Source organism: Stenotrophomonas sp. YJH_SMC_19 (genome assembly GCF_059367915.1).
On record NZ_JCAFRI010000010.1, the window covers coordinates 37501 to 63672 of the forward strand.

The 26172-nt window shown below is 67.6% G+C and carries 27 protein-coding genes; 2 read left to right on the top strand and 25 right to left on the bottom strand.

What is annotated here, in order from left to right; all coding sequences use genetic code 11:
- Positions 1-3: 3 nt before the first annotated feature.
- The 25 genes from AC5P5R_RS12065 to AC5P5R_RS12185 all read right to left on the bottom strand — a co-directional run bounded on the left by AC5P5R_RS12065 (position 4) and on the right by AC5P5R_RS12185 (position 23199).
- Positions 4-1242 (bottom strand): beta-ketoacyl-ACP synthase, encoded by a 1239-nt coding sequence (locus AC5P5R_RS12065; protein ID WP_005411595.1) that lies wholly within the window; start codon positions 1240-1242, stop codon positions 4-6.
- Positions 1242-1973, bottom strand: coding sequence for a 3-ketoacyl-ACP reductase FabG2 (locus tag AC5P5R_RS12070; protein WP_164281588.1), 732 nt, complete (start codon positions 1971-1973; stop codon positions 1242-1244). The genes AC5P5R_RS12065 and AC5P5R_RS12070 overlap by 1 nt, the downstream gene beginning before the upstream one ends.
- Positions 1970-2425, bottom strand: a complete 456-nt coding sequence (locus AC5P5R_RS12075) for a hotdog family protein (protein WP_100438189.1) — start codon at positions 2423-2425, stop codon at positions 1970-1972. Before AC5P5R_RS12075 ends, AC5P5R_RS12070 begins: the two co-directional genes overlap by 4 nt.
- The gene (locus tag AC5P5R_RS12080) at positions 2422-3606 is read right to left on the bottom strand and encodes a beta-ketoacyl-[acyl-carrier-protein] synthase family protein (protein WP_005411598.1); all 1185 of its coding nucleotides are present in this window, start codon (positions 3604-3606) and stop codon (positions 2422-2424) included. Before AC5P5R_RS12080 ends, AC5P5R_RS12075 begins: the two co-directional genes overlap by 4 nt.
- Positions 3603-4160, bottom strand: a complete 558-nt coding sequence (locus AC5P5R_RS12085; RefSeq protein WP_005411599.1) for a DUF3261 domain-containing protein — start codon at positions 4158-4160, stop codon at positions 3603-3605. Before AC5P5R_RS12085 ends, AC5P5R_RS12080 begins: the two co-directional genes overlap by 4 nt.
- Complete coding sequence (locus AC5P5R_RS12090; RefSeq protein ID WP_049459615.1) at positions 4148-5398, bottom strand: NAD(P)/FAD-dependent oxidoreductase; 1251 nt, start codon at positions 5396-5398, stop codon at positions 4148-4150. The genes AC5P5R_RS12085 and AC5P5R_RS12090 overlap by 13 nt, the downstream gene beginning before the upstream one ends.
- A 52-nt stretch (positions 5399-5450) precedes the next feature.
- On the bottom strand, positions 5451-7826 hold the full coding sequence (locus AC5P5R_RS12095) for an MMPL family transporter (RefSeq protein ID WP_049459616.1): 2376 nt from the start codon (positions 7824-7826) through the stop codon (positions 5451-5453).
- Positions 7798-8427: an outer membrane lipoprotein carrier protein LolA gene (locus AC5P5R_RS12100; RefSeq protein WP_049459617.1), complete on the bottom strand. Its 630-nt coding sequence runs from the start codon at positions 8425-8427 to the stop codon at positions 7798-7800. The genes AC5P5R_RS12095 and AC5P5R_RS12100 overlap by 29 nt, the downstream gene beginning before the upstream one ends.
- Entirely contained in the window at positions 8424-8855 is a 432-nt protein-coding gene (locus AC5P5R_RS12105) for an acyl-CoA thioesterase (protein WP_005411603.1), read from the bottom strand. The genes AC5P5R_RS12100 and AC5P5R_RS12105 overlap by 4 nt, the downstream gene beginning before the upstream one ends.
- Positions 8842-10392, bottom strand: a complete 1551-nt coding sequence (locus AC5P5R_RS12110; RefSeq protein WP_005411604.1) for an HAL/PAL/TAL family ammonia-lyase — start codon at positions 10390-10392, stop codon at positions 8842-8844. The genes AC5P5R_RS12105 and AC5P5R_RS12110 overlap by 14 nt, the downstream gene beginning before the upstream one ends.
- Positions 10382-11323 (bottom strand): lysophospholipid acyltransferase family protein, encoded by a 942-nt coding sequence (locus tag AC5P5R_RS12115; protein WP_049417925.1) that lies wholly within the window; start codon positions 11321-11323, stop codon positions 10382-10384. The genes AC5P5R_RS12110 and AC5P5R_RS12115 overlap by 11 nt, the downstream gene beginning before the upstream one ends.
- A gap of 1 nt (position 11324) precedes the next feature.
- Positions 11325-12095 carry a glycosyltransferase family 2 protein gene (locus AC5P5R_RS12120; RefSeq protein WP_065183622.1) on the bottom strand — a complete coding sequence of 257 codons (771 nt, stop codon included), beginning with the start codon at positions 12093-12095 and terminating at the stop codon, positions 11325-11327.
- A complete protein-coding gene (locus AC5P5R_RS12125) occupies positions 12085-13770 on the bottom strand; it encodes an ApeI family dehydratase (RefSeq protein ID WP_100438188.1) in 1686 nt (561 codons plus the stop codon). Before AC5P5R_RS12125 ends, AC5P5R_RS12120 begins: the two co-directional genes overlap by 11 nt.
- Positions 13763-14314: a COG4648 family protein gene (locus tag AC5P5R_RS12130; protein WP_005414874.1), complete on the bottom strand. Its 552-nt coding sequence runs from the start codon at positions 14312-14314 to the stop codon at positions 13763-13765. The genes AC5P5R_RS12125 and AC5P5R_RS12130 overlap by 8 nt, the downstream gene beginning before the upstream one ends.
- A 22-nt stretch (positions 14315-14336) precedes the next feature.
- Positions 14337-14594: an acyl carrier protein gene (locus tag AC5P5R_RS12135; RefSeq protein WP_005411609.1), complete on the bottom strand. Its 258-nt coding sequence runs from the start codon at positions 14592-14594 to the stop codon at positions 14337-14339.
- Between the two features lie 17 nt (positions 14595-14611).
- Positions 14612-14869, bottom strand: coding sequence for a phosphopantetheine-binding protein (locus AC5P5R_RS12140; protein ID WP_005411610.1), 258 nt, complete (start codon positions 14867-14869; stop codon positions 14612-14614).
- Entirely contained in the window at positions 14856-15653 is a 798-nt protein-coding gene (locus tag AC5P5R_RS12145; protein WP_005414875.1) for a lysophospholipid acyltransferase family protein, read from the bottom strand. Before AC5P5R_RS12145 ends, AC5P5R_RS12140 begins: the two co-directional genes overlap by 14 nt.
- Positions 15646-16389, bottom strand: a complete 744-nt coding sequence (locus AC5P5R_RS12150; protein ID WP_005411612.1) for a beta-ketoacyl synthase chain length factor — start codon at positions 16387-16389, stop codon at positions 15646-15648. Before AC5P5R_RS12150 ends, AC5P5R_RS12145 begins: the two co-directional genes overlap by 8 nt.
- Before the next feature lie 217 nt (positions 16390-16606).
- Positions 16607-17620, bottom strand: a complete 1014-nt coding sequence (cydB, locus tag AC5P5R_RS12155) for a cytochrome d ubiquinol oxidase subunit II (protein WP_100438187.1) — start codon at positions 17618-17620, stop codon at positions 16607-16609.
- 1 nt (position 17621) lies between these two features.
- Positions 17622-19019: a cytochrome ubiquinol oxidase subunit I gene (locus AC5P5R_RS12160; RefSeq protein ID WP_100438186.1), complete on the bottom strand. Its 1398-nt coding sequence runs from the start codon at positions 19017-19019 to the stop codon at positions 17622-17624.
- Positions 19020-19148: 129 nt separating this feature from the next.
- Entirely contained in the window at positions 19149-20348 is a 1200-nt protein-coding gene (locus tag AC5P5R_RS12165; RefSeq protein ID WP_099497354.1) for an FtsX-like permease family protein, read from the bottom strand.
- A gap of 1 nt (position 20349) precedes the next feature.
- Positions 20350-21645 carry an ABC transporter permease gene (locus AC5P5R_RS12170; protein ID WP_224119312.1) on the bottom strand — a complete coding sequence of 432 codons (1296 nt, stop codon included), beginning with the start codon at positions 21643-21645 and terminating at the stop codon, positions 20350-20352.
- 321 nt (positions 21646-21966) lie between these two features.
- Positions 21967-22182, bottom strand: coding sequence for a hypothetical protein (locus tag AC5P5R_RS12175; RefSeq protein WP_099497356.1), 216 nt, complete (start codon positions 22180-22182; stop codon positions 21967-21969).
- Positions 22179-22832 carry an RNA polymerase sigma factor gene (locus AC5P5R_RS12180; protein ID WP_099497357.1) on the bottom strand — a complete coding sequence of 218 codons (654 nt, stop codon included), beginning with the start codon at positions 22830-22832 and terminating at the stop codon, positions 22179-22181. Before AC5P5R_RS12180 ends, AC5P5R_RS12175 begins: the two co-directional genes overlap by 4 nt.
- A gap of 37 nt (positions 22833-22869) precedes the next feature.
- Positions 22870-23199, bottom strand: a complete 330-nt coding sequence (locus AC5P5R_RS12185; protein ID WP_043034435.1) for a hypothetical protein — start codon at positions 23197-23199, stop codon at positions 22870-22872.
- Positions 23200-23363: 164 nt separating this feature from the next.
- Between AC5P5R_RS12185 and AC5P5R_RS12190 the strand changes: the two genes are divergently transcribed.
- Both AC5P5R_RS12190 and AC5P5R_RS12195 read left to right on the top strand, forming a co-directional pair.
- Positions 23364-25736 carry a S9 family peptidase gene (locus AC5P5R_RS12190; protein ID WP_088429552.1) on the top strand — a complete coding sequence of 791 codons (2373 nt, stop codon included), beginning with the start codon at positions 23364-23366 and terminating at the stop codon, positions 25734-25736.
- Positions 25733-26152, top strand: a complete 420-nt coding sequence (locus AC5P5R_RS12195; protein ID WP_005411620.1) for an NUDIX hydrolase — start codon at positions 25733-25735, stop codon at positions 26150-26152. Before AC5P5R_RS12190 ends, AC5P5R_RS12195 begins: the two co-directional genes overlap by 4 nt.
- The last annotated feature ends 20 nt before the right edge of the window (positions 26153-26172 follow it).

A 26172-nucleotide genomic window follows, 5' to 3' on the forward strand; every position in this document is an offset into this window, starting at 1 on the left:
GGATCATTCGCTCCAGCGGCGGAACACCAGCGAGGTGTTGATGCCGCCGAAGGCGAAGTTGTTGCTCATCACGTACTCGGCCTGCAATTCGCGGCCCTGCCCGGTGATGAAGTCGAGCTGGCCGCAGCGCGGGTCAACCTCGGCCAGGTTCAGCGTGGGGGCGAACCAGCCGGCACGCATCATCTCGATGCTCAGCCAGGCCTCGAACGCACCGCAGGCACCGAGCATGTGGCCGACGTAGCTCTTCAGCGAGCTGATCGGTACGCGGCTGCCGAACACCTGCGCGGTGGCCTGGGTCTCGGCGATGTCGCCGTGATCGGTGGCGGTGCCGTGGGCGTTGACGTAGTCGATCTGCGCCGCCTCCAGGCCCGCATCCTCCAGCGCCAGGCGCATGGCCTGGGCCATGGTGTCGGCGCTGGGCTGGGTGACGTGCTGGCCGTCGCTGTTGGTGCCGTAGCCGACCACCTCGGCAAGGATGGTGGCACCGCGCGCCTGCGCGTGCTCCAGGTCTTCCAGGATCAGCGTGCAGGCACCCTCGCCCAGCACCAGGCCATCGCGGCCGGCATCGAACGGGCGCGGCGTGGTCTGCGGCGCGTCGTTGCGCACGCTGGTGGCGAACAGGGTGTCGAACACCGCCGCAGCGGTAGCGTCGAGCTGCTCGGCACCACCGGCGACCATCACCGTCTGCTTGCCGCTGCGGATCGCTTCATAGGCCGCGCCCACGCCCTGGCTGCCCGAGGTGCAGGCGCTGGAGGTGGTATAGACACGCCCGGACAGGCCGAAGAACACGCCGATGTTGACCGGCGCGGTGTGGCTCATCATCTTCAGGTAGGTGGTGGCGCTGATGCCTTCGGTGGTGAACTCGTTGAGCATGCGCCCGAACTCGCCGGTGGCTTCGTGGCTGCCCGACGAGGAACCATAGGCCACGCCGGTGCGACCGCTGCGCAGCACCGGGTGCTCGTGCAGGCCGGCTTCGCGCAGCGCCACTTCGGTGGCACGCACCGACATGATCGCGACCTTGCCCATGGAGCGGGTGGTCTTGCGGTTGTAGTTCGGCGGCAGCGCGAAGTCCTGCGCCGGCGCAGCCAGCTTGGTGTTCAGCCCGGCATAGACATCCCACTCGGGCATCGCGCGCACCGCGTTGCGGCAGCTGCGCAGATGCGCCTCGATGGTCGGCCAGTCATGGCCGAGCGGACTGATCGCGGACGCACCGGTCACCACGACGCGACGATCGGTGGCCATCAGAGCATGCCCCCGTTCACCGAGATCATCTGGCGGGTGATGTAGCCGGCCGGTTCGGACAGCAGGAACGCCACCGTGGCCGCCACTTCGTCGGGACGGCCGACGCGGCCGGCGGGAATCAGCTTGAGCGCGTGTTCGATCACTTCATCGTTGAGCATTTCGGTCTCGATCAGGCCCGGGGCCACGCAGTTGACGGTGATCTGGCGGCTGGCCAGTTCCAGCGCCAGGGCCTTGGTGGCACCGATGATGCCGGCCTTGGCGGCACTGTAATTGACCTGCCCGCGGTTGCCGGCCAGTCCGGACACCGACGACAGGGTAACGATGCGGCCCGGCTTGCGCCGCCGCACCATCGGCATGATCAGCGGATGCAGCACGTTGTAGAAGCCATCCAGGTTGGTGTGGATGACCTGGTCCCAATCCTCCGCCGACAGTGCCGGGAAGGCGCCATCACGGGCGATGCCGGCATTGCAGACCACGCCGTAGTACGCGCCGTGCGCTTCGACATCGGCCTCCAGCGCGGCGCGTGCGGCCTCGCGGTCGGCCACGTCGAACATCAGTACGCGGGCCTGCTGGCCCAACGCGTGGATCTCGGCCACCACGGCCTGTGCCTCATCCAGGCGGCTGCGGCAATGCACCACCACGTCGAAGCCATCGCGCGCGATGCGCAGCGCGATGGCCCGGCCGATGCCCCGGCTGGCGCCGGTCACCAGCACGCTTCGATTCCCTGTCATGCCTGTCCACTCTCCAGATAGGCCATCGCATCGGTCGGTTCGAACACCGACACGTTGGCTGTAGCCCATTCGTCCTCGCCCGCCAGGATGCGGCAGGCGAACATCCCCAATCCATTGTCACCCAACAGCTCGCAGCGCGCCTGTACGCGCAGCCGCGAGCCGCTGGGGAAGCTGCAGCGCGCGCTGTTGTAGCGGCGGCTGCCGAGCAGGAAGCCCAGCTGCGGCGGCTTGCCCGCTGCACGCGCACGGCAGCCGGCCCAGGCCGCGATGGCCTGTGCCATGTATTCGATGCCCACCCAGGCCGGCACTTCGTGGTTTTCCACGAACAGGCCGGCCTCGGGCACCACCAGTTCCGCCTCGATGGTGTCCTGGTCCCAGTGCGTGATGCGCTCCAGCAGGCACATGTCCTGGCGGTGCGGTACCACCTCTTCAATTGCATACAGCATCTTCATCGACGCTCCAGCGCCAGCACGGCATTGCTGCCGCCGAAGGCGAACGAATTGCTCAGCACCCGCCGCGGTGCCTGCGCCAGGCGGGTGGCTGGTGCGACCAGCGGCAGTGCCGGCAGCGCGGGGTCTGCCACGCCGTCCCACCAGTGCGGTGGCAGCTGCTGCTGCGGGTTCTCGGCCAGCACGATCCAGCACAATGCAGCTTCGATCGCGCCTGACGCACCCAGCGTATGGCCGGTCAGGGGCTTGGTCGAACTGGCCCGAATGCCGTTGCCCAGCACCTGCGAAACCGCCAGGCTTTCCATCGCATCGTTGTGCCCGGTGGCGGTGCCATGCAGGTTCACGTAGTCCACTTCATCGGCCGCCCAGCCGGCGCGCTGCAGCGCCTGCTGCAGTGCATCGATGGCACCCAGGCCCTGCGGGTCCGGCGCGGACATGTGGTGGGCGTCGGCCGATTCGCCCCACCCGGCCAGGCACACCGGGCCCGGCTCGCGGGTGAGCAGGAACAGCGCGGCGCCCTCGCCGATGTTGATACCGGCGCGGTGCTGCGAGAACGGATTGCAGCGCAGGGCCGACACCGATTCCAGCGCGCTGAAACCGGCCACGGTGAAGCGGCACAGCGAGTCCGCGCCGCCTGCGATCACGGCGTCGACGATACCGGCTCGCAGCATGCGTGCAGCCGACATCAGCGCCTTGGCACTGGACGAACAGGCGGTGGACAGGGTCCACGCGGGCCCTTGAGCGCCGCTGCGCTGGCGCACGAACTGCGCGGCAGTACCCATTTCCTGCTGGGCGTAATCGAAGCCCTGCGGCCACTGGCCCTGTTCGGCGTGGGTGCGCAGGGCCTGCTCGGACTCACCAATGCCCGAGGTGCTGGTGCCCAGCACCACCGCCACGCGCTCGGCGCCATGGCGGGTGATCGCGGCGGCCACCGCCGGAGCGATCTGCGCCAGTGCCACGTCCAGCAGGGCGTTGTTGCGGCCGCGCAGGGCCACCGGCAGTTCCTCCAGCGCCGGCAGTGGCGTGCGTACTTCTCCCAGCGCCAGGGTGCGCCCCGGCAACAGGCTGTCGTTGTCACTGAGCCCGCCCGGCACGTCGGCGAACATCGCCGACGCGACAGCGGCGCGGCCATCGCCGAGCGCGCAGACCACGCCCAGGTCGTTCAGGTAGATCGGTGCACTCATCGGTCCTGTCCGGCCATGTCGATCGATTCGATGCGCAGCGCATAGCCTTCGGCACGGTTGTCCAGCTGCACGCTGCCATCGTCCAGGCGCTGCAGTTGCAGCCACACCGTGCCATCGCGCGACAGGCTGCGCTGCTGGCCGTCGTCGCTGACCTGCCAGTCGGACGGCAGCGCGGCGGCGATGGCCGCGGTCGGCCACAGCGCGAACTGCAGGTCATCCAGCACACGCTCGGCACGTACCTGCGGCGGCAGCCACGGCGCGCGCTGCTGGGTCAGCTGCTGGCCGTCCCACTGCAGGCGCACGCCGGTCTGGCCCATCGCCTGCACCGCCAGCTGCACCTGCTGCGCGTCGGCTTCCAGCAGCGCGTCGAGGTCGCGCTCATGGCTGCCGAAGCGGAAATGCAGCTGCTGCTGCAGGGCCAGCGGCGCCGGCAGGCTGGCCGGCGACAGCCGCAGTGGCGGCAGCTCCACCTGGGGCTTGGGCATGCGCCCGGCACAGGCGGCCAGCAGCAGGCACAGCAGCAGGGCCGCAGTACGGAAGATCAGGCGCTGCACAATTCCTCCAGCACGCGCATGCGGCGACCACTTTCATCGGCCACATACGGATTCTTGGTGTCCCAGGCGTAACCGGCCAGGATGGAGCTGATCATGTCGCGCACTTCGGGTTGCTGCTGCGGGTGGTAGATGATCTTCTGGAAGCCGCCCTGGTACCAGCTTTCCACGAAGCGGCGGAAGGTCTTCACTCCGGCGCGCAGCGGGATCGAGAATTCAGCTTCCCAGTCGACGGTTTGGCCGGCATAACGGCGCTTGAGGCACTCGCTGGCCAGCTGCGCGGACTTGAAGGCAATGGTCACACCGGACGAGAACACCGGGTCGAGGAACTCGCCGGCGTTGCCCAGCAACGCGTAGCCGGGGCCCCACAGCGAGCTGACATTGGCCGAGTAACCCGTGATGCGGCGCACCGGCAGCACCGCCCATTCGGCATTGGCCAGCAGGCGGGTCAGGTTGGGGTCCTCGCCGACGATGGCCTGCAGCTTCTGCAGGTCGTCGCCATCGTAGCGCTCGAAGAACGACGGCTCGGCGACCACGCCCAGCGAGCAGCAGCCGTTGGAGAATGGAATCGTCCAGTACCAGACGTCGATGTGTTCGGGATGGGTGGTGATCAGGATCTTGTTGCGGTCGAAGTCGGCTTCGGCCGGAATGTTGTCGCGCACGTGGCAGAAGATCGCGCCGCGCACCGGGAAATTGGACGGCGATTCGAGCTGAAGCAGGCGCGGCAGCAGGCGCGCGAAGCCCGATGCGTCGAGGATGAAATCGGCCTCGATGCGGTATTCGCTGCCATCCGGGCGGCGCACGCTCACCGCAGGCTGTTCACCGGGTTCGACCGACAGCACTTCATCACCGAAACGCAGCGTGGTTCCCATGCGCTCGGCGCCGCGTGCCAACACGTTGTCGAAGTCGGCGCGCTGCACCTGGTAGGTGGTACCCCAGCCCGGCGAGAACTTCTTCCGGAAGTCGAAGGCAGTACGCGCTTCACCGTGCACGAAGGCCGCGCCGTTCTTGTACTGGAAGCCGGCCTCGACCACATCCTGCAGCAGCCCGGCTGCTTCGATGTACTCCATGCTCTGCGGCAGCAGGCTTTCGCCGATGGAGAAGCGCGGGAACTGCTGGCGCTCCAGCATCAGCACCTGTCGGCCCTGCTGGCGCAGCATCGCCGCGGCCACGGAGCCGGCCGGGCCTGCGCCGATGATCAGGATTTCAGTGCGTTCGACAGCATCCACAGCAGTACTCATCGGGGCGTCCTTGTTGCTCGATCAGGGGAAAGAAGAAAAGCGGAAGGCGGACTCAGGCCGGCGGCAGGTCATGCGGTGGCGGCCGGAACAGTGGCGAGATCAGCCAGACCAGGCCGATGCCGAACAGCAGGGTCAGGCCGAACGCGCGCAGCGCCGGGGTCTGCGACAGGCCCAGCAGGCCGAACGACAGCCAGGTGCTGGCCGCACCCACGCAGACCGCCAGCCATGCGCTGGCATCGCCACGGTGTTCGATCAGGAAGATGCCGTAGTCGATGCCCATGCCCAGCAGCAGCATCAGCGCCAGCACGTTGAACAGCTGCAGCGGCTGGCCGAACAGGCCCAGCAGGCCCAGGGTCAGTGCGCCGGCAATCAGGGTGGGGGCAAATACGCGCCAGGCCTGGCGGCGGTAGCGCAGCCACAGCGCACCGAACACCAGTGCGATGCCGACCAGCAGCAGCCCGCCCATCAGCTTGCGGTAGTGGCCCAGCAGCTTGGAGAAATCGGAGGTGCGGTCTACCCAGCGAACGCCGGGCAGGCCTTCGGCGGCACCCTCCAGCGTGGCCAGGGCATCGGCGCGCGACAGGTCATCGACCATCACCACGCTGATCATCTGCCCACCGACTTCACCCACCCACAGGTGGCGGAACGGCTGCGAGGCCGGCGAGGCCAGGAAGGCTTCGGCGGTGAGCGGCGCGGCGGCGAACTGCGGCCGCTGCAGCGGCTCGCCCACCGCCTCGGACACGGCCGACAGCACGCCGGGTTCCACCTTCGCGGTCAGCGCAGCATCGGCCTGCTGGCGCGCCGGCGACGGCAGCCAATCGCTGATCGCGCGATAGCCACCAATGCGCTTGTCGGTGGCCAATACACGCAGGCGCTCGGTCAGTGCTTCCTCGCGCTGCAGCAGCTGCGCCGCATCGGCGCCCTGCACCAGGTAGAACTGTGCCGGGCTGGGCATGCCCAGCAACTGGCTCAGGCGGATCTGCTGCGCCATCAACGCCGGCGGCGAGGACTGCAGGCTGCGCAGGTCGTCGTTGCTCTGCAGGCGCACGATGCCGATGGCAGACAGTGCCAGCGCGACCACCACGAAGACCGTCACCGCGCGGCGGCCATGCAGCCGCGGGAAACGCTCCAGCGTATTGCCCAGCCACTGCGAGAAGCGGGTCTGGCGGATCTCGCCACCGTCGAGCCACGGGAACCAGAAGATCACCGTGAGGAAAGCTGCGGCCAGGCCCACCACCGAGAACAGTGCCATCTGGCGCAGGCCGGGGAACGGGGCCAGGCCCAATGCCAGGTAGGCCAGCGCACTGGTCAGCAGGGCCAGCCACAGGCCGGGCAGCAGATGCCGCAGCAGTTTCCAGCGACGATCGGCCGGTTCGGCCTGGCGCGAGGCGAACCAGTGAATGCCGTAATCCTCGGCCACGCCCACCAGCGACGCACCAAACACCAGGGTCAGCACGTGCACCTTGCCGAACACCAGCACGGTCACCGCCAGCGCCACGCCACAGCCGATCAGCAGCGAGGCGGCCACCAGCAGGATCGGGCGCAGCGAGCGGAATGCCAGCCACACCAGCAGCAGCACCGCCGCCAGCGACCCCCAACCGATGGTGTTGATCTCCTGGTTGGCCTGCACCGCGGCGGCCTCGGCATGCAGCGGCACGCCGGCATGCAGGATTTCAAGCTCAGGCGCCGCCGCCGTGGCGGCCTGCCCGGCACGTTCCAGCAGGCCATCGAGGTGGCGCTCGCCATCCAGCTGGAACGCCGAGCCGGGCGTATCGAACTGCAGCACGGCCCAATGCCTGCCCTCGGCTTCAAGCAGGCCGTCATCGCCCAACCGCAGGCCCGAACCCTGCGCCTGCTGCTGCCACCACTGCGGCCACAGCGACAACGGATCCTGGCGCCATTCAGTCAATCGCGGCGCACCCATCGGGCCATACAGCGCAGCCAGCGCCTGCTCGGCCAACACGCCCGGTTCGCTGCCCTGCAACTGCTCGCGCTGGGCCGGTGTCAGCAGGCGGTCGCGGTACGGCGCGTAGAACGCGCGCGCCTCGTCAAACCAGCCTTCGATCGAGCCGCTGGGTACCAGCAAGGCGTGGTCGGCATCCTTGGCCATGGCCGCCGCAAAGGCCGCCTGCGCGCGCTTGGCAGCCGCGCTGTCCTTGCTGCCGAGCAGCACCACGACCTGCCGCGAACTGCCATCGGCAATGCGCCGGGTGACGTCGCTCAACAGGCGGTCGTGCGCATCCTGCGGCAGCAGGGCGAGGATGTCGGTGTCGATCCGCGATTGCTGGCTCCACAGCTGCCACTGCTGTGCGCCCAGCGCCAGCAGCACCAGCAGCCAGGCAATGCCCAGCCAGTGCCACCAGCGCCGCAACCGGTCCGGTGCGTTCGATGCCACGGCCTCACTCAAAGCGGCGGGCCTCGTCGGCATTGAGCGTGGCCGGCGCCTCGCTCAACGCGCTGAACTGGATCTGCGTGCGGTCCTTGTTGGCCTCGACGATCTCGACCTGGCGCACGTAGCGGTCGCCCTGCAGGGTCAGCGATTCGAAGGCCTTGGCCAGCATCGCCGACTTCGGCGTCAGGCGCAGCCGCCAGCCCTGCCCTTCACGGCTGGCCGCCACGTTGAACTGGCTGGACAGTGCCTGCACGTCGCCACTCATCAACGCGAACATGATCGCATTCACCGAACGCATCGCCGGCTGCTGCCGCGCGTCCAGTTCGACGCGGGTGCTGCCATCACGCTGCCGGCTGAGGATGCGATCGGCGGTGACCACTACTTCCGAGGGGAACGGCTTGAGCGTGGTCCAGATCACGCCGCGCTGGCGCGCGACCACGAACCGGCCCTGCGAGCGCAGCGGGTTCATGAAGCCACTCACCTGCTTTTCCTGGCTGAACTGGCCACGCAGCACATCCGGCCGCGCCACCGCCTGGGTAATCGCATCGATGGCGGGGTCGGCCGCCTGCACCAGTGGTGCGGCCACCAGCAGCAGCGCGCACAGCAGCGCACGCGCGAAACGGTTCGCTCGGTTCATGGCGCAGGCACTCCCAGGCGTTCCCACAGTACCGGCGGGCACTGGTACAGCATTTCCTTGCTGGCCGCGTCCACCGCGACCTGGATGGTCATCGCCCGGGTCAGCACCTGGCCGCTTTCCGCATCGAGGATTTCGTACTCGATCTTCAGCCGGTTCTCCCATTCCACGATGCGCGCGACCACGCGCAGCGCCTGGTTGAACAGCAGCGGGCGCACGTACTTCACCCGCGCGTCGACCACCGGCCACAGGTAGCCCGATTCGAGCATCTGCGGGTAGTCGTAGTCGTAGCGACCGAGCAGCGCGCAGCGCGCGATCTCGAAGTACTTGAAGTAGTTGCCATGCCAGACCACGTTCATCGGATCGCAGTCATGGAAGGCGGGGGTCAACGCAATCTCGCCAACCCGTTCAATGGCCTCATTCACCGGCATACAGCTCCCAACGTTGCGCGCGGATCTCCACCAGCAGTTCCCGCAGTTCGCGATCCAGCGCGCGGTCTTCCTCGACCAGGGCGATGCGTTGCCCCAGGTCGGCGTACATGTCGGCCAGACTGCCATGCAGCTGCGCATTCAGGCCAACCCGTTCACGCAGGGCCAGGCCCTGGCGCGCGGCGATCAGCATTGCCGCCACCACCTGTTCGGTCAGCTCGATCACCCGCAGGCAGTCGCGCGCGGCGATGGTGCCCATGCTGACCTTGTCCTGGTTGTGGCATTCGGTGGAACGCGAGAACACGCTGGCCGGCATGGTCTGCTTCAGCGCTTCGGCAGTCCAGGCCGACACGCTGATCTGCAGTGCCTTCAGGCCATGGTTGATGGCCGCGCGCGGACCGGTGGCCGCCGACAGGTTGGCCGGCAGGCCATGGTTGTAACGGGCGTCCACCACCAGCGCCAGCTGCCGGTCGAGCAGATCGGCAACGTTGGCCACGGTGTTCTTCAGGGTGTCCATCGCCAGCGCGATGTGGCCCCCGTAGAAGTGGCCGCCATGCAGGATGCGCTCGCCGTCGGCGTCGATCAGCGGGTTGTCGTTGGCGCTGTTCAGTTCGGTCTCGATCAGCTGGCGCAGGAACGGCAGGCTGTCCTCCAGCACGCCGATCACATGCGGTGCGCAGCGCAGCGAGTAGCGATCCTGCAGGCGCTGTTCATTGCGCGGCGGGCGCTCGCTGTGCAGGTCGCTGCGCAGGCGCGCGGCGATGCGGCCCTGGCCCGGGTGCGGCTTGGCGGCGAACAGGGTTTCGTCGAAGTGGTGCGCGTTGCCGTCGCTGGCCAGCACGTTGAACGCGGTCAGGCGCGTAGCCATGCGTGCCAGGTAGTCGGCGCGCTGCCAGGCCAGGCAGGCCAGGCCGGTCATCACCGCGGTGCCGTTCATGATCGCCAGGCCTTCCTTCGGCCGCAGCTTCAGCGGGGTCATGCCGATCTTCGCCAGCACGTCCGCCGCCGGCTGCACGCGGCCGTCGTGCAGTACCTCGCGCTCGCCGCACAGCACCGCCGCCACGTATGACAGCGGCGTCAGGTCGCCACTGGCACCGACCGAGCCTTCGGCCGGAATCATCGGCAGCACGTCGTGCTGCAGCAGCGTGGCCAGGCCTTCCAGCAGCGGCAGGCTTACACCGGACATGCCGCGCACCAGAGAGGCCAGGCGCGCCGCCAGCACCGCACGGGTCTCGACCGGGTCCAGGTAACGGCCCAGGCCGCAGCCATGGTAGGTGTACAGGTGGTGCGGCAGTTCAGCCACCAGTGCCGGTGGGATGTTCACCGTGCACGAATCGCCATAGCCGGTGGTCACACCGTAGATCACGCCATCCTCGCGCAGCAGGCGGTCGAGGAAGTCGGCACCACGCTGGATGTGGGCGCGGAACGCCGGCGCGTCGCTCAGTGCGGCCTCGCACTGGCGCTGGGCCAGGGCAACCACGTCTTCGATGGTCAACGGTGCATCGCCAAAGCGGCACGCGGGTACGGCGTCAGTCGTCATGCGGAGCCTGATCCCAGAAGGGGAAGAAATTGAACCAGTCCAACGGGGACTGGATGACCTGGAGTTCCAGCCAGCGCGCGAAGCGCTGTGCCTGTTCGGCCAGTGCCGCATCGCGTGAGCCGCGCGGCAGCACGATGCGTTCGGCGAACTGTTCGAATGCCACGCGGTAGCCCTCGCCCTGGTGCAGGCAGGCCATGGTGTAGACCGGGCAGCCCAGTGCGGCGGCGAGCACATAGGCACCGATCGGGAACGGGGCGCGGTGGCCAAGGAAATCGGCGGTGACGCTGCGTCCGCCCTGCACCGGCGTGCGGTCGCCGACGATGGCGACGAAGCCCCCCGCCGCGACGCGCTCGGCCAGCATCACTGCCGTGGCCGGGCCCATTTCGGTTACCTGCACCAGTTCCACCGCCGCCAGCGGGTCCAGCCGTTGCAGCAGGCGGTTGAAGCGCTGCGCATGCGCGGTGTGCACCAGCACGGTGATGCGGAACCCCGGCACCTGTTCGGCCAGCACCTGGCACAGTTCCAGGCAGCCGATGTGCGCGGTCAGGATCAGCCCGCCTTCGCGGCGCGCGATCTTCTCCAGCACCAGGTCGCGATGCAGGTGGATGCGTTCGGCCGGATAGCGCCCGCCCAGGCCGAGGATCTTGTCCAGCATCGTGTCGGCGAAGGCGAAGAAGTGGCGCAGGCTGTCGCGCCGGGTCGGCGCACGGCCCAGCACACCGCTGTGTGCCTGCAGGCGCTGGAGGTACTGCATGGAGGCCTGGCGGCCGACGCGGTTGCCCAGCCAGTGGCAGGCCACCACCGGCCACACGCACAGACGGAACGGCCAGCGCCCGAACCAGCGGTGCACCCAGCACAGGAACAACACGCCGGCCACCGACGTCGATTCGCCGATGTCGGCCCAGTGCGGGGCACCCTGCGCGGCCGCCATCTCAGCGCTGCCCCCGCAGGCGGCGCCACAGCAGGCGCGGTGCGCGCCAGAGCATGCCGAAGAACAGGCGGGTATGCATGCGGCTGATGCGCACGTTGTCGCGCCACACATCGAAGTGCGACACGCCATCGGCGGGATAGGTCACCCGCGTGGCCAGGTGCTCGACCGGCAGCTGTCGCCAGTACAGGCGCACCATCACCTCGGTATCGAAATCCATGCGGCGGCCGATGGTCTCTTCACCGACCAGGCGCAGCACCGGCGGCAGCGGATACACGCGGAAGCCGCACATGGTGTCGCGCAGGTGCAGCGACAGTGTGTTGATCCAGACCCAGATGTGGGTCGCGTAGCGGCCATACAGGCGCGCCTTGGGAACACTGGCGTCGTAGGCCGGAATGCCGCAGATCACCGCACCCGGGTGCGCACGCGCCGCCTCGACGAAACGCGGCAGGTCGGCGGTATCGTGCTGGCCGTCGGCATCGATCTGCAGCACGTGGCTGTAGCCACGCGCAGCGGCTTCAGCAAAACCGGCCAGCATCGCCCCACCCTTGCCCTGGTTGATGTCCAGGCGCAGCAGGTCGACGCCCTGGCGCTGTGCCAGCGAACGCAGCACCGTCGCGCACGCTTCATGCGAGCCATCGTCGACCAGCAGGCACGGCAGCCCGGCGGCCTGCACGCCGTCGACCACCGCCGCGATGGCGTGCTCGTGGTCATAGACGGGAATCACCACCAGTGGCGCGAACGCGGCACCGGCAACGGCCGGGTCAGTCCGCATCGGCGAAAACCACCTTGCCGCTGGCATGCACGCCGTGGCTGGAGGTGTAGCGGAAGGCCAGCACATTGCGCGCGGCATCCCAGTCCAGCTGCAGGGTCAGCTCATCGCCCGGGCGGGCCACGTGCTGGAACTTCACCGCATCCATGCGCAGGAATCCGGCCGGCATGCTGAACGCCTGGCGGCCAAAACGCACGGCCCAGTCCAGCTGCGCCACGCCGGGCAGGATCGCCGCCTGCGGGAAGTGGCCCTGGAACGGCCGCAGCGCCGGGTCGAGGGTCATGCGCAACGTAGCGCTGGCAGCATCGCGGTGATCCCAGACCGGCACCGGCATGAGCGGCTGGAACAGCGCCGCCAGTGCCGCCTGGGTGACCTTGCCCTGTGCATTGATCGGCAGCGCCTTCACCAGGCGCCAGCGGCGCGGCCGGGTGACCGCGTCATGCGCCTGTGCCAGGCGCGCGCCAAGGCGCTGGCCCAGCGCGCGGCGCGCGGCGTCACCGCCCTCCAGCAGCGCCAGGCTGGCCGGTACCACCACCGCTGCCAGCTGCTCACGCTGTCCCGGCAGGACCAGCACTCTCACATCGTCCACTTCGGTGTCTTCGCGCAGCGCGCGTTCCAGCGCATCCAGCGAAACGCGGCGCTCCTCGATCTTGACGATGCGGTCGGCACGGCCCAGCAGGCGGAAGCGGCCATCGGCCAACGCTTCCACGCGGTCCTGGGTGCGCCACCAGTCGAGGGTTTCCAGATGCGCCGAGGCGACGGCCAGGCAGCCATCCTCGATGCGCCACTGCACGCCCGGCAACGGCTGCCACGGCGGCAGGTCGGTATCCCAGCGGCGCCAGGCGATACCACCGGTTTCGCTGCTGCCGTAAACCTCGGTCGGTGCCACGCCCAGCCATTGCCGTACCTGGCGTGCGGCTTCTTCGGGAAGCGGGCCACCGGAGGAGAACACCGCGCGCAGGCGGCCGTGCAGGCTGGCCCAGTCGAGCTGCTCGGGCAGGCGCTTGAGGTGGGCTGGCGTCGCCACCAGCACCGTGTCGGTACCGGCCAGCGCGCCCACCAGGTCTTCGTGGAAGAACCGGCGCGGATGGATCAGGCGGCCGGCGGCCAGCGGCCACAGCACCCGGAACAGCAGGCCGTAGATGTGCTGGTGGGACACCGTGCCATGCACCTGCACGCCTTCCAGCTGCGCGCCGAACGCAGCCTGCAGCGCATCCACCTCGCGCGCCAGCTGGTCCATGCGCTTGTTGATCGCACTGGGCTGGCCCGTGCTGCCGGAGGTGAACACGCACAGCTCGCAGGCGCGCTCGTCCAGCACCTGCAGTTCGCCGTCCACGCCAACGGTGGGGGCAACCAGCGCTCGGTAGTCGGTGGAAACATCGCCGGCGAAACCGCTCACCTGTGGCTGCAGCGCCTGCAGCGTGGCCGGCAGGTTGTCGGCAGCCAGGAACACCCGCTTGCCGGCATGCCAGGCGCCGAACAGCGCAGCAGCGAAGGCCACCGCATCATCGAAGTACAGGGCCCAGTCACGGCCATCGGCAGCAGCAAAGGCCGCACGCCAGGCCAGCACCCGCTGGCGGAAGCGGGCATGGTCGATCACCTCGCCATCGCACACGCCGATGCTGCGCTGCGGCTGCGGGTCCACCAGCAGCCGGTCCAGGGCAATCCACTCAGCCATGCGCGTGCGCTGCCTTGACCCGACGCCGCACCAGCCACTCACCTGCAAACAACACGCCCATCATCACGTACGCCAACAATCCGTTGTAGAGCATCCAGACCCGGTCCGACGCGTAAAGCGCGGTCAGCAGGGCCAGGCTGCCGTTGAGAACGAAGAAGCCACACCACACCTGGGTGACGCGGCGGGTATAGGCCACCGCGAACGCCGGCAGGTCCGGCTCCTGCAACCGCGCCAGGCGTTCCACCAGCGGCGGGCCGAAGCGCAGACTGGTGCCGAACACCGCCAGCATCACCATGTTGACCAGCGCCGGATACAGCTTCAGCGGCAGGGCCTGGTTCAGCACGGTGGCCAACACGGCCAGCAGGCCGGTTCCCGCGGCGGCGGCCCACCACAGCGGCTGGCGCGTACTCAGCGCACGCAGCAGGGCCAGGGTGAACAGCAGCAGCGACAGCCAGCGTGGCTCGAAACGGCCCATCGCCAGGTACACCAGCACCGGGTAGGCCAGCGAGATCGCAGCCACCACGACCGTGCGTGCGCGTGCCATGGCGGAGCCGCCGGCGCTGCGGTCAGGCGGCTGCCTGGTCCGGCAGCAACCCATGCACGACATCGACGATGTCCTGCACGGTGCGCACGGCCTTGAACGCTTCCGGCTGCAGGTTGCGGCCCAGCAGCGGCTTGAGCTGCACGATCAGGTCGACCGCATCGATGCTGTCGATATCCAGGTCGTCGTACAGGCGTGCCTCGGGGGTGATCCGGGCGGTTTCGATCTCGAAGCTGTCGGTCAGGATGCTGACGATGCGTTCGAACAGTTCATTCTTGGTCATGGCAATTCCTGGCGCCGTTACGACTGGCGGGCGGCGACGAACTCGCCGAGCGCGCGCACGCTGGAGAAATGGCGACGGGTTTCTTCCGAATCGGCCGAGAGGCTGACACCGTACTTCTTCTGCAACGCCAGGCCCAACTCCAGCGCGTCGATCGAATCCAGGCCGAGGCCCTCGACGAACAGCGGCGCGGTCGGATCGATGTCCTCCGGCGTGATGTCCTCCAGCGAAAGGGAGGAAATGATCAATTCCTTGATCTCGTGCTCAAGTGCTTGCACGGGGCGGCTCTCCAGACAGGTCGAAATAACGAGAAAGGTGCTCGGTAACGCGGCGTGCCGCCAAGGCATCCCCCCTTGGCGAGTCGTCTTCGGCCAAGAAAGGCGCGATCGGGATATCTTCGCCGATCTGCAGCCGAACGTGAAAGCGACGTGAGGGGACACGATACCACTTCTGTCCCTTGGTCAGGGTTGGCGGGCTGCAGGTGATCCGCACCGGGGTGACGTCGATGCGGCCCCGTACGGCGATGTTGGCGGCCCCGCGCTGCAGGCGCGGCGGCTGCCCGGGCACGCTGCGGGTGCCCTCCGGGAAGATGACCAGGGTGCCGCCGGCATGCACCGCGGCCACGCAGTCATCGACCAGGCCGGCGCCATCGTCATTGGAAATGTAGCCGGCGGCCCGTACCGGACCGCGCATGAACGGGTTGCAGGCCACGGCCCGCTTGACCACGCAGTCGGCGTTGGGAAGCAGCGAGATCAGGCAGACCACGTCGATCAGGGTCGGGTGGTTGGCCAGCACCAGCAGGCCGTCACGCTGCAGGCGTTCACCGCCCTCGATCTCGTAGGTCATCACCCCAAGCCCGCGCATCAGCCGCAGATGGCTGGCGAACGCGACCTGGACCACGCGCCGGGCGCGCCGGCGACGGGCCACCGGGTCCCGCATCAGCAGCAGTACCGGCATCACCAGGACGCCGAGCAGCAGCCCGCCCAGGCCAAACGCAACAAAGCTCAGGCCGGTGCCAAACACCCGCCAGGCGTGGTCGAGGCGGCGCGGCAGCTCACTCACGGCGGCCCCAGCGCCAGCGCTGGCCATGGGCCACGTGCTCCAGCGCTGGCGCGCCGGACAACAGGAAGCGATGCAGGTCCAGCGCGTGCGGCAGCAGGCCAGGCACAGTGCTGGCCTGGCCGTCGGCCGGCTGCCACTGCAGCGCCAGCGTCGGCCGGCCCTCTGCTGGCGCGGTCAAACGCCAGCACCAGGCGAAGAACGGGTCGGGTTCGTCGGCGAACGTCGCGTAAACCTCCGGTAGCGGCGACTCGTAGACCACCACCCGTACCTCGCGGGCGCCATCGGCAAGCAGGGCGACGGCCTCCAGGCACGCGGCTTCGACCGTTGCCTGGCCAGCAGCCAATGCCAGGTAGTTGCCGCGATGGCCGCGGGCGATTGAATACAGCGCGGCGATCGCGTTGTGCACCGACAGGCCAAATCCGGTGGGCGACAACGGCTGGTCGCCGACCAGCGCCCCCAGCAGGTCCATCGAACGTGCGACGTCGCCATGGCGGCTGGCGAACACCAGCGGCACGTCGCTGTCGGCCCCCTGCCCGTCCTCGCACCAGCACGCGGTCTGGATCGCCATGCGGCCCAACCGCTCGATGCGACGGCGTTGCATTGCCGGAACCTCTGCCAGTGCCGGCGTATCCCCGCCGTGCGGCAGGTACGGCGCTTCGGCCCAGCCCAGCCACTGGCTACGCTCGCTCAGGCCGGGCGCCCACGCGGCCCAGTCGACGATGGAGAATTCAATCATTTAGCGTTGGTGCTTCAACGGGAGAACGATAGGCACGAGCCATTACGGCGACGCGCGGCGGCCCCCCATTCCTGCAGCCGTGCGTCCGTCCAGGACGTCGCCGGCTGCCCCCCTGGCTGCCGGAAAGGAGCGCACGCTAGCACGTCCCGCCCGGGGTGTGCAGGTTTCACATTCCCCAACACGGGGCCCGGCACCGGCGGGCCCCGCCTTCAACCCATCAGTGGTAACCGGTGTCGGCGTGCACCTTGCCGCGGAACACCCGGTACGACCACGCCGTATAGCCGAGGATGACCGGCAGCAGAATGACCAGCCCGACCAGGGTGAAGCCCAGCGAGGAGGCCGGCGCGGCGGCCTGCCACAGGGTCATCGACGGCGGCAGCAGGTACGGCCACATGCCCAGCACCAGGCCAAGGAAACCAAGCACGAACAGCGCCAGGCTGAGCAGGAACGGCGGCAGGTCGCGGCGCGGATGGGTCGCACTGCGCCACAGCGCGGCGGCCACCGCCAGGGTCAACAGCGGCACCGGCGACAGCCACCAGAAGTTGCCGTCGCTGAACCAGCGCGCCATCAGCCGCGAATCGAGGAACGGCAGCCAGCTGCTGACCAGGCCCATCGCTGCGATCACCGCCACCACCAGCGGCCGGGTCATCTGCCGTGCCAGCGCCTGCACGCGGCCTTCGGTCTTCAGGATCAGCCAGGTGCTGCCCAGCAGTACATAGCCGGCCACCAGCGCAGCACCGGTCAGCATCGCGAACGGGCTGAACCAGGCGAACGGCCCGCCCTGATAGACACCGTCCACCAGCGGGATGCCCTGCACCAGGGTGCCGAGTATCACGCCCTGGGCAAACGTGGCCAGCAGCGAACCGAGGCCGAACGCCACGCTCCACAGCCGGCGCGATCGATGCGCCTTGAAGCGGAACTCGAACGCCACGCCGCGGAACACCAGCGCCACCACCAGCAGCAGCACCGGCAGGTACAGCGCCGACAGCAGCACCGCATAGGCCTTCGGGAACGCCGCCAGCAGGCCGGCGCCACCCAGCACCAGCCAGGTCTCGTTGCCGTCCCAGATCGGCGCGGCGGTGTTCATCATCAGGTCCAGCTGTTCCTCGTCCTCGGCGAACGGGGCCAGGATGCCGATACCGAGCACGAAACCGTCCAGCACCACATACATCAGCACGCCGAAGCCGATCACCGCGAACCACGCCACCGGCAGCCAGGTCATCAGGTCCATGTCAGCGCTCCTCCAGCGGTTCGTCGGCCGCCGACAGCGGGCGTGCCGGGGTGTGGCTGCCGTGGTCCAGCGACGGCCCATCATCGTGCGGACGCGGTCCGTGGCGCAGGATCTTCACCAGGTACCAGATGCCCCAGCCGAACACGAAGGCGTAGCCAACGACGTAGACCGCCAGCGACAGCGCGGTCATCCACGCGCTCTGCGGGCCGACCGCATCAGCGGTGCGCAGCACGCCATACACCACCCACGGCTGGCGGCCCATCTCGGTGACGAACCACCCGGACAGCAGCGCGATGAAGCCGCCGGGCAGCATCCAGTTCCAGCCGCGCAGCAGCCTCGGCGAATCCAGCAGCTTCCTGCGCCACAACTGGAACGCCGACACCCAGGCCAGCAGCAGCATCAGCGTGCCCAGCCCGACCATGATGCGGAAGGCGAAGAACACCGGCGTCACCGGCGGCCGCTCGCTGGACGGTACCGAAGTGAGCGGGTCGAAGGTGCCGTCCAGGCTGTGGGTGAGGATCACGCTGCCCAGCTTCGGGATGGCAACTTCGAAATCATTGCGCTCTTCCTTCTCGTTCGGCAGCGCGAACACCACCAGCGGTACGCCCTCGCCCTCCTTGGTTTCATGCCAGTGCGCTTCCATCGCCGCGATCTTCATCGGCTGGTGCTTGAGCGTGTTCAGGCCATGCATGTCGCCGACGAAAATCTGCACCGGCACGGTCAGTGCCGCGAACGCCACCGCTGCGATCAACATGCGCCGGCCCGCTTCCACGTGCGTGCCCTTGCGCAGGTACCACGCGCCCACGCCACCGATCACGAAACAGGTGGTGATGAACGAACCCAGCGCCATGTGCGCCAGCCGGTACGGGAACGAAGGATTGAACACCACCTGCCACCAGTCCACCGGATGCACCACGCCGTTGACCATCTCGTAGCCGGCCGGCGTATGCAGCCAGCTGTTGGACGACAGGATCCAGAACGTGGAGAACAGCGTGCCCAGCGCCACCATGCAGGTGGACAGGAAATGCAGGCGCGGCGAGACGCGGCCCCAGCCGAACATCATCACGCCGAGGAAGCTGGCTTCCAGGAAGAACGCGGTCAGCACTTCGTAGGTCAGCAGCGGGCCGATGACCGTGCCGGCCACCTCGCTCAGCCGTGGCCAGTTGGTTCCGAACTGGAAGGCCATGACGATGCCGCTGACCACGCCCATGCCGAACGACACCGCGAAGATCTTCTGCCAGAAGAAATACAGCTCGCGCCACACGGGCAGCTTGGTGCGCAGCCAGCGCCATTCGATGAAGGCCAGCCAGCTGGCCGTGCCAATGGTGAAGGCGGGGAACAGCACATGGAAACTGATGACGAACCCGAACTGGATCCGGGACAACAACAACGCGTCCAAGGGACGCCTCCTGCCTGTGACCGGTGGGATACCGGACCACTTTAGGAGGATTTCGTTAAGACGGGATGCGACCGGGTGACGCGCTGCTTCACTTTGTCGCAGGTGAAGCTGGGTGACAGGATGAATGGGCTACAGGGGCTTCAGCAAGGTCAAGGGCGGCTCCTTGGCGATTCGCAGGGCCCGGGGTACCAGTGCAGTCAAGCAGGCCGCCATCACCAGCACGACAGCGCTCGATATCGAGAACCACGGTGAACCTGTGCTGCCGTCCTGCGGCGACCCTACCCACTGCAACGACAACGCGCCGAGCAGGGTGCCCAGCGTGGTGAACAGTGAAACCTCGAACATGATTTCGGCAAAGATCACGGACCTGCGAGCACCCAATGTCCGTCGGACCCCAATGGAGTGCCGGCGCCGATCAAGCCACGCGCCCACAACTCCGGAAACGCCGGCCATCAGCACACCGAGAACAACGGCGGTCATGACCGCGAGCACGGTCGTAGCGAAGCGATCAGCTTTGACGTAGGCGTCGCGATAACCCGCCAGCGTCTCGACACCGGCTGGATGCATGATCCGATAAGGCCGCTGCAGCGCATCGGCGGTGCGATCAAGCGATGAACGATCAACCTCCGACCTCCACTTCGCCAGATAATAGCGACTGGCGCCCATGGGAAGGCCCGGGAGCAGCACCCACTGCGAGTCCCGCTCATTGCCGCCTGGCGCCGGTCCAGCAACAGACGCAAATACGCCCACGATGACCCGGCTGCTGCCGGGGCCGAAATACAGGTGGCGGCCAACAGCATTCCCCGTTCCGAACAGATGGGCAGCCAGCGATTCACTGATCAGCACCACCGGAGCGCCTTCAACCATGTCCTCCTCCATGGCATCGCGCCCCAGGACGATTCCCGCGCCCAGCATCGCCAGCAAGCCAGAGCTTGCAGTTACAACGGGAACGCGATCACATCCAGCAACGTCTGCCGTGCCCGCGTTCATCGAATGCACCATGGCCGACTCACTGGTGCATACGCCGTATCGATGGGCTCTTCCCCCGAACGGAACAGCGTCGCTCACAACCGTGTTCTGAACACCGGGCAGCCGGATCGCGGACAGGTCTGCCCGCAGCACTGCCGCATCCGCGCCGTCTTCGACATCAGAGACTCTGACCACACCAATCGATGCTGCCTCCCGGATGCTCCCGGCGTTCAATCTGGCGAAGCTGTCCAGCGCAGATTGCAGTGCGAACGCACATGCCAGGCTTGCAAGCGCTGCCTGCACTGCAAGCAGTGCGGCGCTTCCCAAATGTCGTCGGGTCTCCCTCATCGATTCGAACATTTCAGGCAGCCCCCTTCGCGAAGGCACTCGACAGGGAGCTGACCCTGCAGATTTCAAACGACGGGACCAATGAACAGAGCAACGTCGTGACGACTCCCAGGCCAGCGGCCATCAGCATTGCCCCAGCATGCATCGCCGTTATCGCGCTGGGCAGAACGTCTCCCGCAGCAACCACCCGGATTCCCAGCGTGTAGGTGACGACAGCGAGCACACTGCTTGCGGCTCCCGCCGCGATGGATTCCCACATGAGCTGGATGAACACGTCCCGACGTCGCGCTCCCAGTGCACGTCGTATCGCGAGCTCCCGCCGACGGCGCCCCAGACTGAAGCTCAGCAGCGCCGCCGCGTTGACGATGCACACACCGAGAAGGATCAGTGACAGCCGAAGCTGCATCCTGGCCCGCTCTGGAACCAATCCCAGCCTGTCCAGCCACTCCGTCAACGGCCAGAGTGCCACCTGCTGGGTGCCTGGTTCGATCCGAAGGCCCTTTGCCTGTGCATAGGCATCCAGATTCGCCCGGTAGGCGGCGACATCATCCGCGTTGGGCAGCCACGCCCACAATTGAAGCCATGACACGTTGGCTCCTGCAGGGTCCGTGTCCTGGTCACCCCCCCAGATCGCCGTCCCGTCCACAACAGTCAGCCTGTCTGCGATTGCGGTTTCAACCGGCAGGTAGATCTCGTCAGGTTCCACAAACGGCCGGCGTGTGAGATCTCCCTGAAACATCGGCACCGGATGCCAATCCTCCGCGACACCCACAACAGTGTAGGTGCGCCTGCCCAGTTCCAACCGATGACCAACACAGTCCTGCGCACACTCGCGCTCGGCGAGCGCACGCGACAGGACCACTATACGACTCGCAGCATGCCCCTCCTCGGCGGTCCATGCTCGCCCTTCAACAACAGCAATGCCAAGAACACTGAACACTTCGGACGTTGCGAACCTCGCACGCAGCCTTGCGCTGGAGGCTCCCGGCCGGGAGAGCGTCACCGCCCCGCCCGCCATGGCGGCCTGCTTCCACGACCTCCCCTGGCCCAGAAGCGCCTTCGCATCCGGCCAGGTCAGTGCCTGTCCCGGATCCGGGGAACCACTGCGCAGAGCATCTGGACGCGCGTCAAGGTACGGGCGGAACAATGCGGAGCTCCGGCCTGGCGCGGGATCCGACGATGCCTGGAGAACAATGGAGAGCATCACGGTCGTGATCCCCACCCCCGCACCCAGCATGAGAGCGATTGCCAGATGAGTGCCGATTCGTTGCTTGAATCGGGCAAGCGAAAGCTGGATGTAGTAGAGCATCATCCAATTGCATCCGGCGTTGGATTACTGGCGCACCTGTCCATGTGATTCTCACTCCATACCCGTGGAAGCTGATGGTTGAGAGTCTCTGATTGTGAAACTCCGACTCAAGCGGAGGCATGGAGTTTGCAACTTTCCTCAGGAAACACACGTAGCTCGCGGACCCTGGATAGAGCGACTGCCACTGATGACGAGGCCGACGTGACGGAGTCTGACGGGAAAGGCCAACTGCCGACGTGGAGACAACGCCCGACGCTTGGATATCTGATCGGAAGTTGGAGGAAGAAGCGTCCCAAAGCAGTTGCGGGCGTCAATGTTCTTCTAGACCCAAAAGTACCAGGCCGCTGCAGCCAACAGCGCGCCAAACAACAGCACCTGCACCACCACATAGCCCACGCCACTGTCGCGTGACTCAGCGGCAATGCGCTTCTGCAGCGCCTCACTCACATCCGGCGTTTCTTCCCGCTGCACCTGCTCACGCAACGCCTGCGCCAGCGCGCGCTCTTCCGCATCACGAGGGTCGGTCGATGGGTTCACAGCAGTTCTCCGGCGGCAGCACGCCGCGTCAGTTCCTGCTTCAGGACCTGGCGCGCGCGGTGCAGGTGGCTCTTGATGGTACCGCGTGCCAGTCCGGTCACCTGCTCGATCTCGGCCAGATCGAAATCCTCCAGGTAATGCAGGCCGACGATCAGGCGCTGCGGCGCGCTCAGCCGTTCCAGTGCCACGCCGAGCTGGCGCCCGGCCTGCAGCGCCTCGCTCAACTCGGCGGGCCCGGGGCCTTCATCGCCGGTCCCCAGTTCCTCCGGCACCTCCACGGCCACCATCCATTGCGCCTCCAGCCGCCGCCGGCGCAGGTGCTGCAGCGCCGTGGTGTAAGCGACCCGGGATACCCAGGTGCGCAGCGAGCATTCAAAACGAAACCGGTGCAGCTGGCGGAACACCGCAAGGAAAGTTTCCTGCAGCAGGTCGGCCACCTGATCACGATCGCCCACCATGCGCCCGATCACATGCGCGCAGGTGCGTTGATGGGTCTCGACCAGCTGCGAAAACGCCACCTGCGAGCCATCGATGATGGCCCGCACCAGGGCCTGGTCCGCGTCCAGCGGTGCGGCGGGTGCCGCCGTCGCCGCTGTATCGTGGCGGCGACGGCCCCGCAGTGCCGACAGTGCTTCGCCGAGCAGGCTCATCTACGGGGCGCCCCCTGTGCCCGTGGCATGTTCCGGCTCAGCCCTTGCGGACGGCGGGACGGGTGAAGTGCCAGGCCAGCAGCTGGCCGAGGCCGGCGCTGCCGACCAGTGCGGCGGCGGCGCCGAAGGTCAGGTCACGGGCACCCATCGCTTCCAGCAGGGCCATGGCCAGCGCCAGGCAGACCAGGCTGATGCCCCAGCGCAGCGCGCCCTGGCGGCGGCGCTCTTCTTCCAGCACGGCCAGCGAGCGGATCACTTCCTCGGGCACGTGCGGGGCCACCAGCTTGCTGCGCGCGCGGGCATCGGCAATGGCGTGGATCGCGTAGGCGATGCAGATGAAGAGGGTGATCGGGATCAGTTCCTGCATGGTCGGGCTCCTGTTCGGTGGATGATGTTCAGGAGAATGGATGCGCGAGGCCGGCCAGCGGTTGCACTACTTTGCCAATCCCGCTGCCATGACCTGTGGCCCCTGCCCCCGGCCCTTACGGCTGCTACGCTTGGCCGGTTTTCCTCTACTGGTGCCGTCCACCCATGTCCCGAGTGCTGCCCCTGTCCCTCCTGCTGTCGGCCGTGCTGGCCGCACCGGCCGCGCATGCCGCGCCGACGCCGATCACCATCGAACAGGCCATGGCCGACCCGGACTGGATCGGCCCGCCGGTCGAGAAGGCCTGGTGGTCGTGGAACAGCCAGCAGGTGGAGTACCAGCTCAAGCGCAACGGCAGCCCGGTGCGCGATACCTTCCGCCAGCCGGTGGCCGGTGGCGTGGCCGCGCAGGTGGCCGATGACCAGCGCGGCACCCTGGACGTGGCCGAGCCGGTCTACGACCGCAGCCGCAGCCGCAGCGCCTTCGTGCGCAATGGCGATGTGTTCGTGCGCGACCTGCGCAGCGGCGCGCTGACCCAGCTCACCCGCAGCAACGAGCGCGCGGGCAACGTGAACTTCGCCGCCGACAATGGCGTGATCTGGCGCGTCGGCCAGAACTGGTTCCACTGGACCGCCGCCAGCGGCGTGCAGCAGGTGGCCAGCCTGAAGGCCGAAAAGGATCCGCGTACGCCGCCGAAGGCCGACGTCCTGCGCGACCAGCAGCTGCGCACGCTGGAAACCCTTCGCCGCGACCGTGACCAGCGCGAAGCACTGAAGGACCAGGACCAGCGCTGGCGCCAGGCTGACCCGACCCGCGCGCCGGGCCCGGTGTACCTGGGCGCCGACGTGGAGATCGCCGACAGCGTGCTGTCGCCTGACCTGACCCACCTGGTCGTGGTGACCAAGCCGAAGGACTTCGATGACGGCCGTGGCGGCAAGATGCCGCTGTACGTGACCGAGTCGGGCTACGAGGAAACCGAAGACACCCGCACCCGCGTCGGCCGTAACGGCTTCGAGCCGCACACGCTGTGGTACGTGGACGTGCGCACCGGCAAGGCCGAGAAAGTCTCTCTGGCCGGCCTGCCGGGCATCAGCACCGATCCGCTGGCCGAGCTGCGCCGCAAGGCCGGCAAGGACGCGCTGAAGGGCGAGCGCAGCCTGCAGGTGATGAGCGACTTCATGGGCGGTGGCATCCGCTGGAGCCCCGATGGCCAGCAGGCCGCGGTGATGCTGCGTGCCAACGACAACAAGGACCGCTGGATCATCAGCGTCAACGCCGCCGACGGCCGCGTGCAGAACCGCCATCGCCTGACCGACAACGCCTGGATCAACTGGGGCTTCAATGATTTCGGCTGGATGGCCGATGGCCGCACGCTGTGGCTGCTGTCGGAGGAATCGGGCTTCTCGCACCTGTATACCCAGTCCGGTACGGGCAAGCCGCAGGCGCTGACCAGCGGCAAGTGGGAAACCTCGGCGCCGGTGCTGTCGGCCGACGGCAAGGGTTTCTACTTCCTGTGCAACCAGCAGGCGCCGCATGACTACGAAGTCTGCGCGGTCGACACCGGCAGCCGCCAAGTGCGCGAGCTGACCAGCCTCAACGGCGTGGAAGACTTCTCGCTGTCGCCGGACGGCCAGCAGCTGCTGGTGCGCTACTCCGGCGCCTACCTGCCGGCGCAGCTGGCCGTGGTACCGAGCACCGGCGCAGGCCAGGCCCGCGTGCTGACCGACACCCGCACTGCCGAGTTCAAGGCGCGCCAGTGGATCCAGCCGAAGCTGGTGGCGGTGCCGTCCAAGCATGGCGCCGGCGTGGTCTGGGCCAAGTACTACGAGCCCGAAAACAAGGAACCGGGGAAGAAGTACCCGATCGTGATGTTCGTGCACGGCGCCGGCTACCTGCAGAACGTGCACCAGCGCTACCCGGCCTACTTCCGCGAGCAGATGTTCCACAACCTGCTGGTGCAGAAGGGCTACATCGTGCTGGACATGGATTACCGCGGCAGCGAGGGCTACGGCCGCGACTGGCGTACGGCGATCTACCGCAACATGGGCCACCCGGAACTGGAAGACTACAAGGACGGCCTGGACTGGCTGGTCGACACCCAGCAGGGTGACCGCGACCATGCCGGCATCTACGGTGGTTCCTACGGCGGCTTCATGACCTTCATGGCCCTGTTCCGCTCGCCGGGCACGTTCAAGGCCGGCGCCGCGCTGCGCCCGGTGGTGGATTGGCACCAGTACAACCACGGCTATACCAGCAACATCCTCAATACCCCGGACATCGATCCGGAGGCGTACCGCGTGTCCTCGCCGATCGAATACGCGCAGAACCTGCAGGACAACCTGCTGATCGCCCACGGCATGATGGATGACAACGTGTTCTTCCAGGACTCGGTGAACCTCACCCAGCGCCTGATCGAACTGCACAAGGACAACTGGTCGATCGCACCGTACCCGCTGGAGCGCCACGGCTATGTGCGCGCCGATTCCTGGCTGGACCAGTACAAGCGCATCCTCAAGCTGTTCGAGCAGAACCTGAAGTGAGCAACGCCGCGGCCACGATCCACATCGTGGCCGCGGTCATCCTGGATGACCGCGGCCGGGCGCTGGTGGTGCGCAAGCACGGCGCCAGCCGCTTCATCCAACCGGGCGGCAAGCCCGAACCCGGCGAAGCGCCGCTGCAGGCGCTGGCCCGCGAACTGGACGAAGAACTCGGTGTGCAGCTGTGCGCCGAAACCGCCATCGCGCTGGGCACCTTCGAGGATTGGGCGGTGAACGAACCCGGCCATCGGGTGCAGGCACAGGCCTGGTGGGTGCGGGTGGACGGCACGCCACAGGCATGTGCCGAGATCGCCGAACTGGCCTGGGTGCCACTGCAGCCGCCGCATGGCCAGCCCTTGGCACCGTTGAGCGAACACCATATCCTGCCGGCCGTCGCCACCCGGGTGACGGCCCGCTGATCGCGCGGGCACCGATTGCA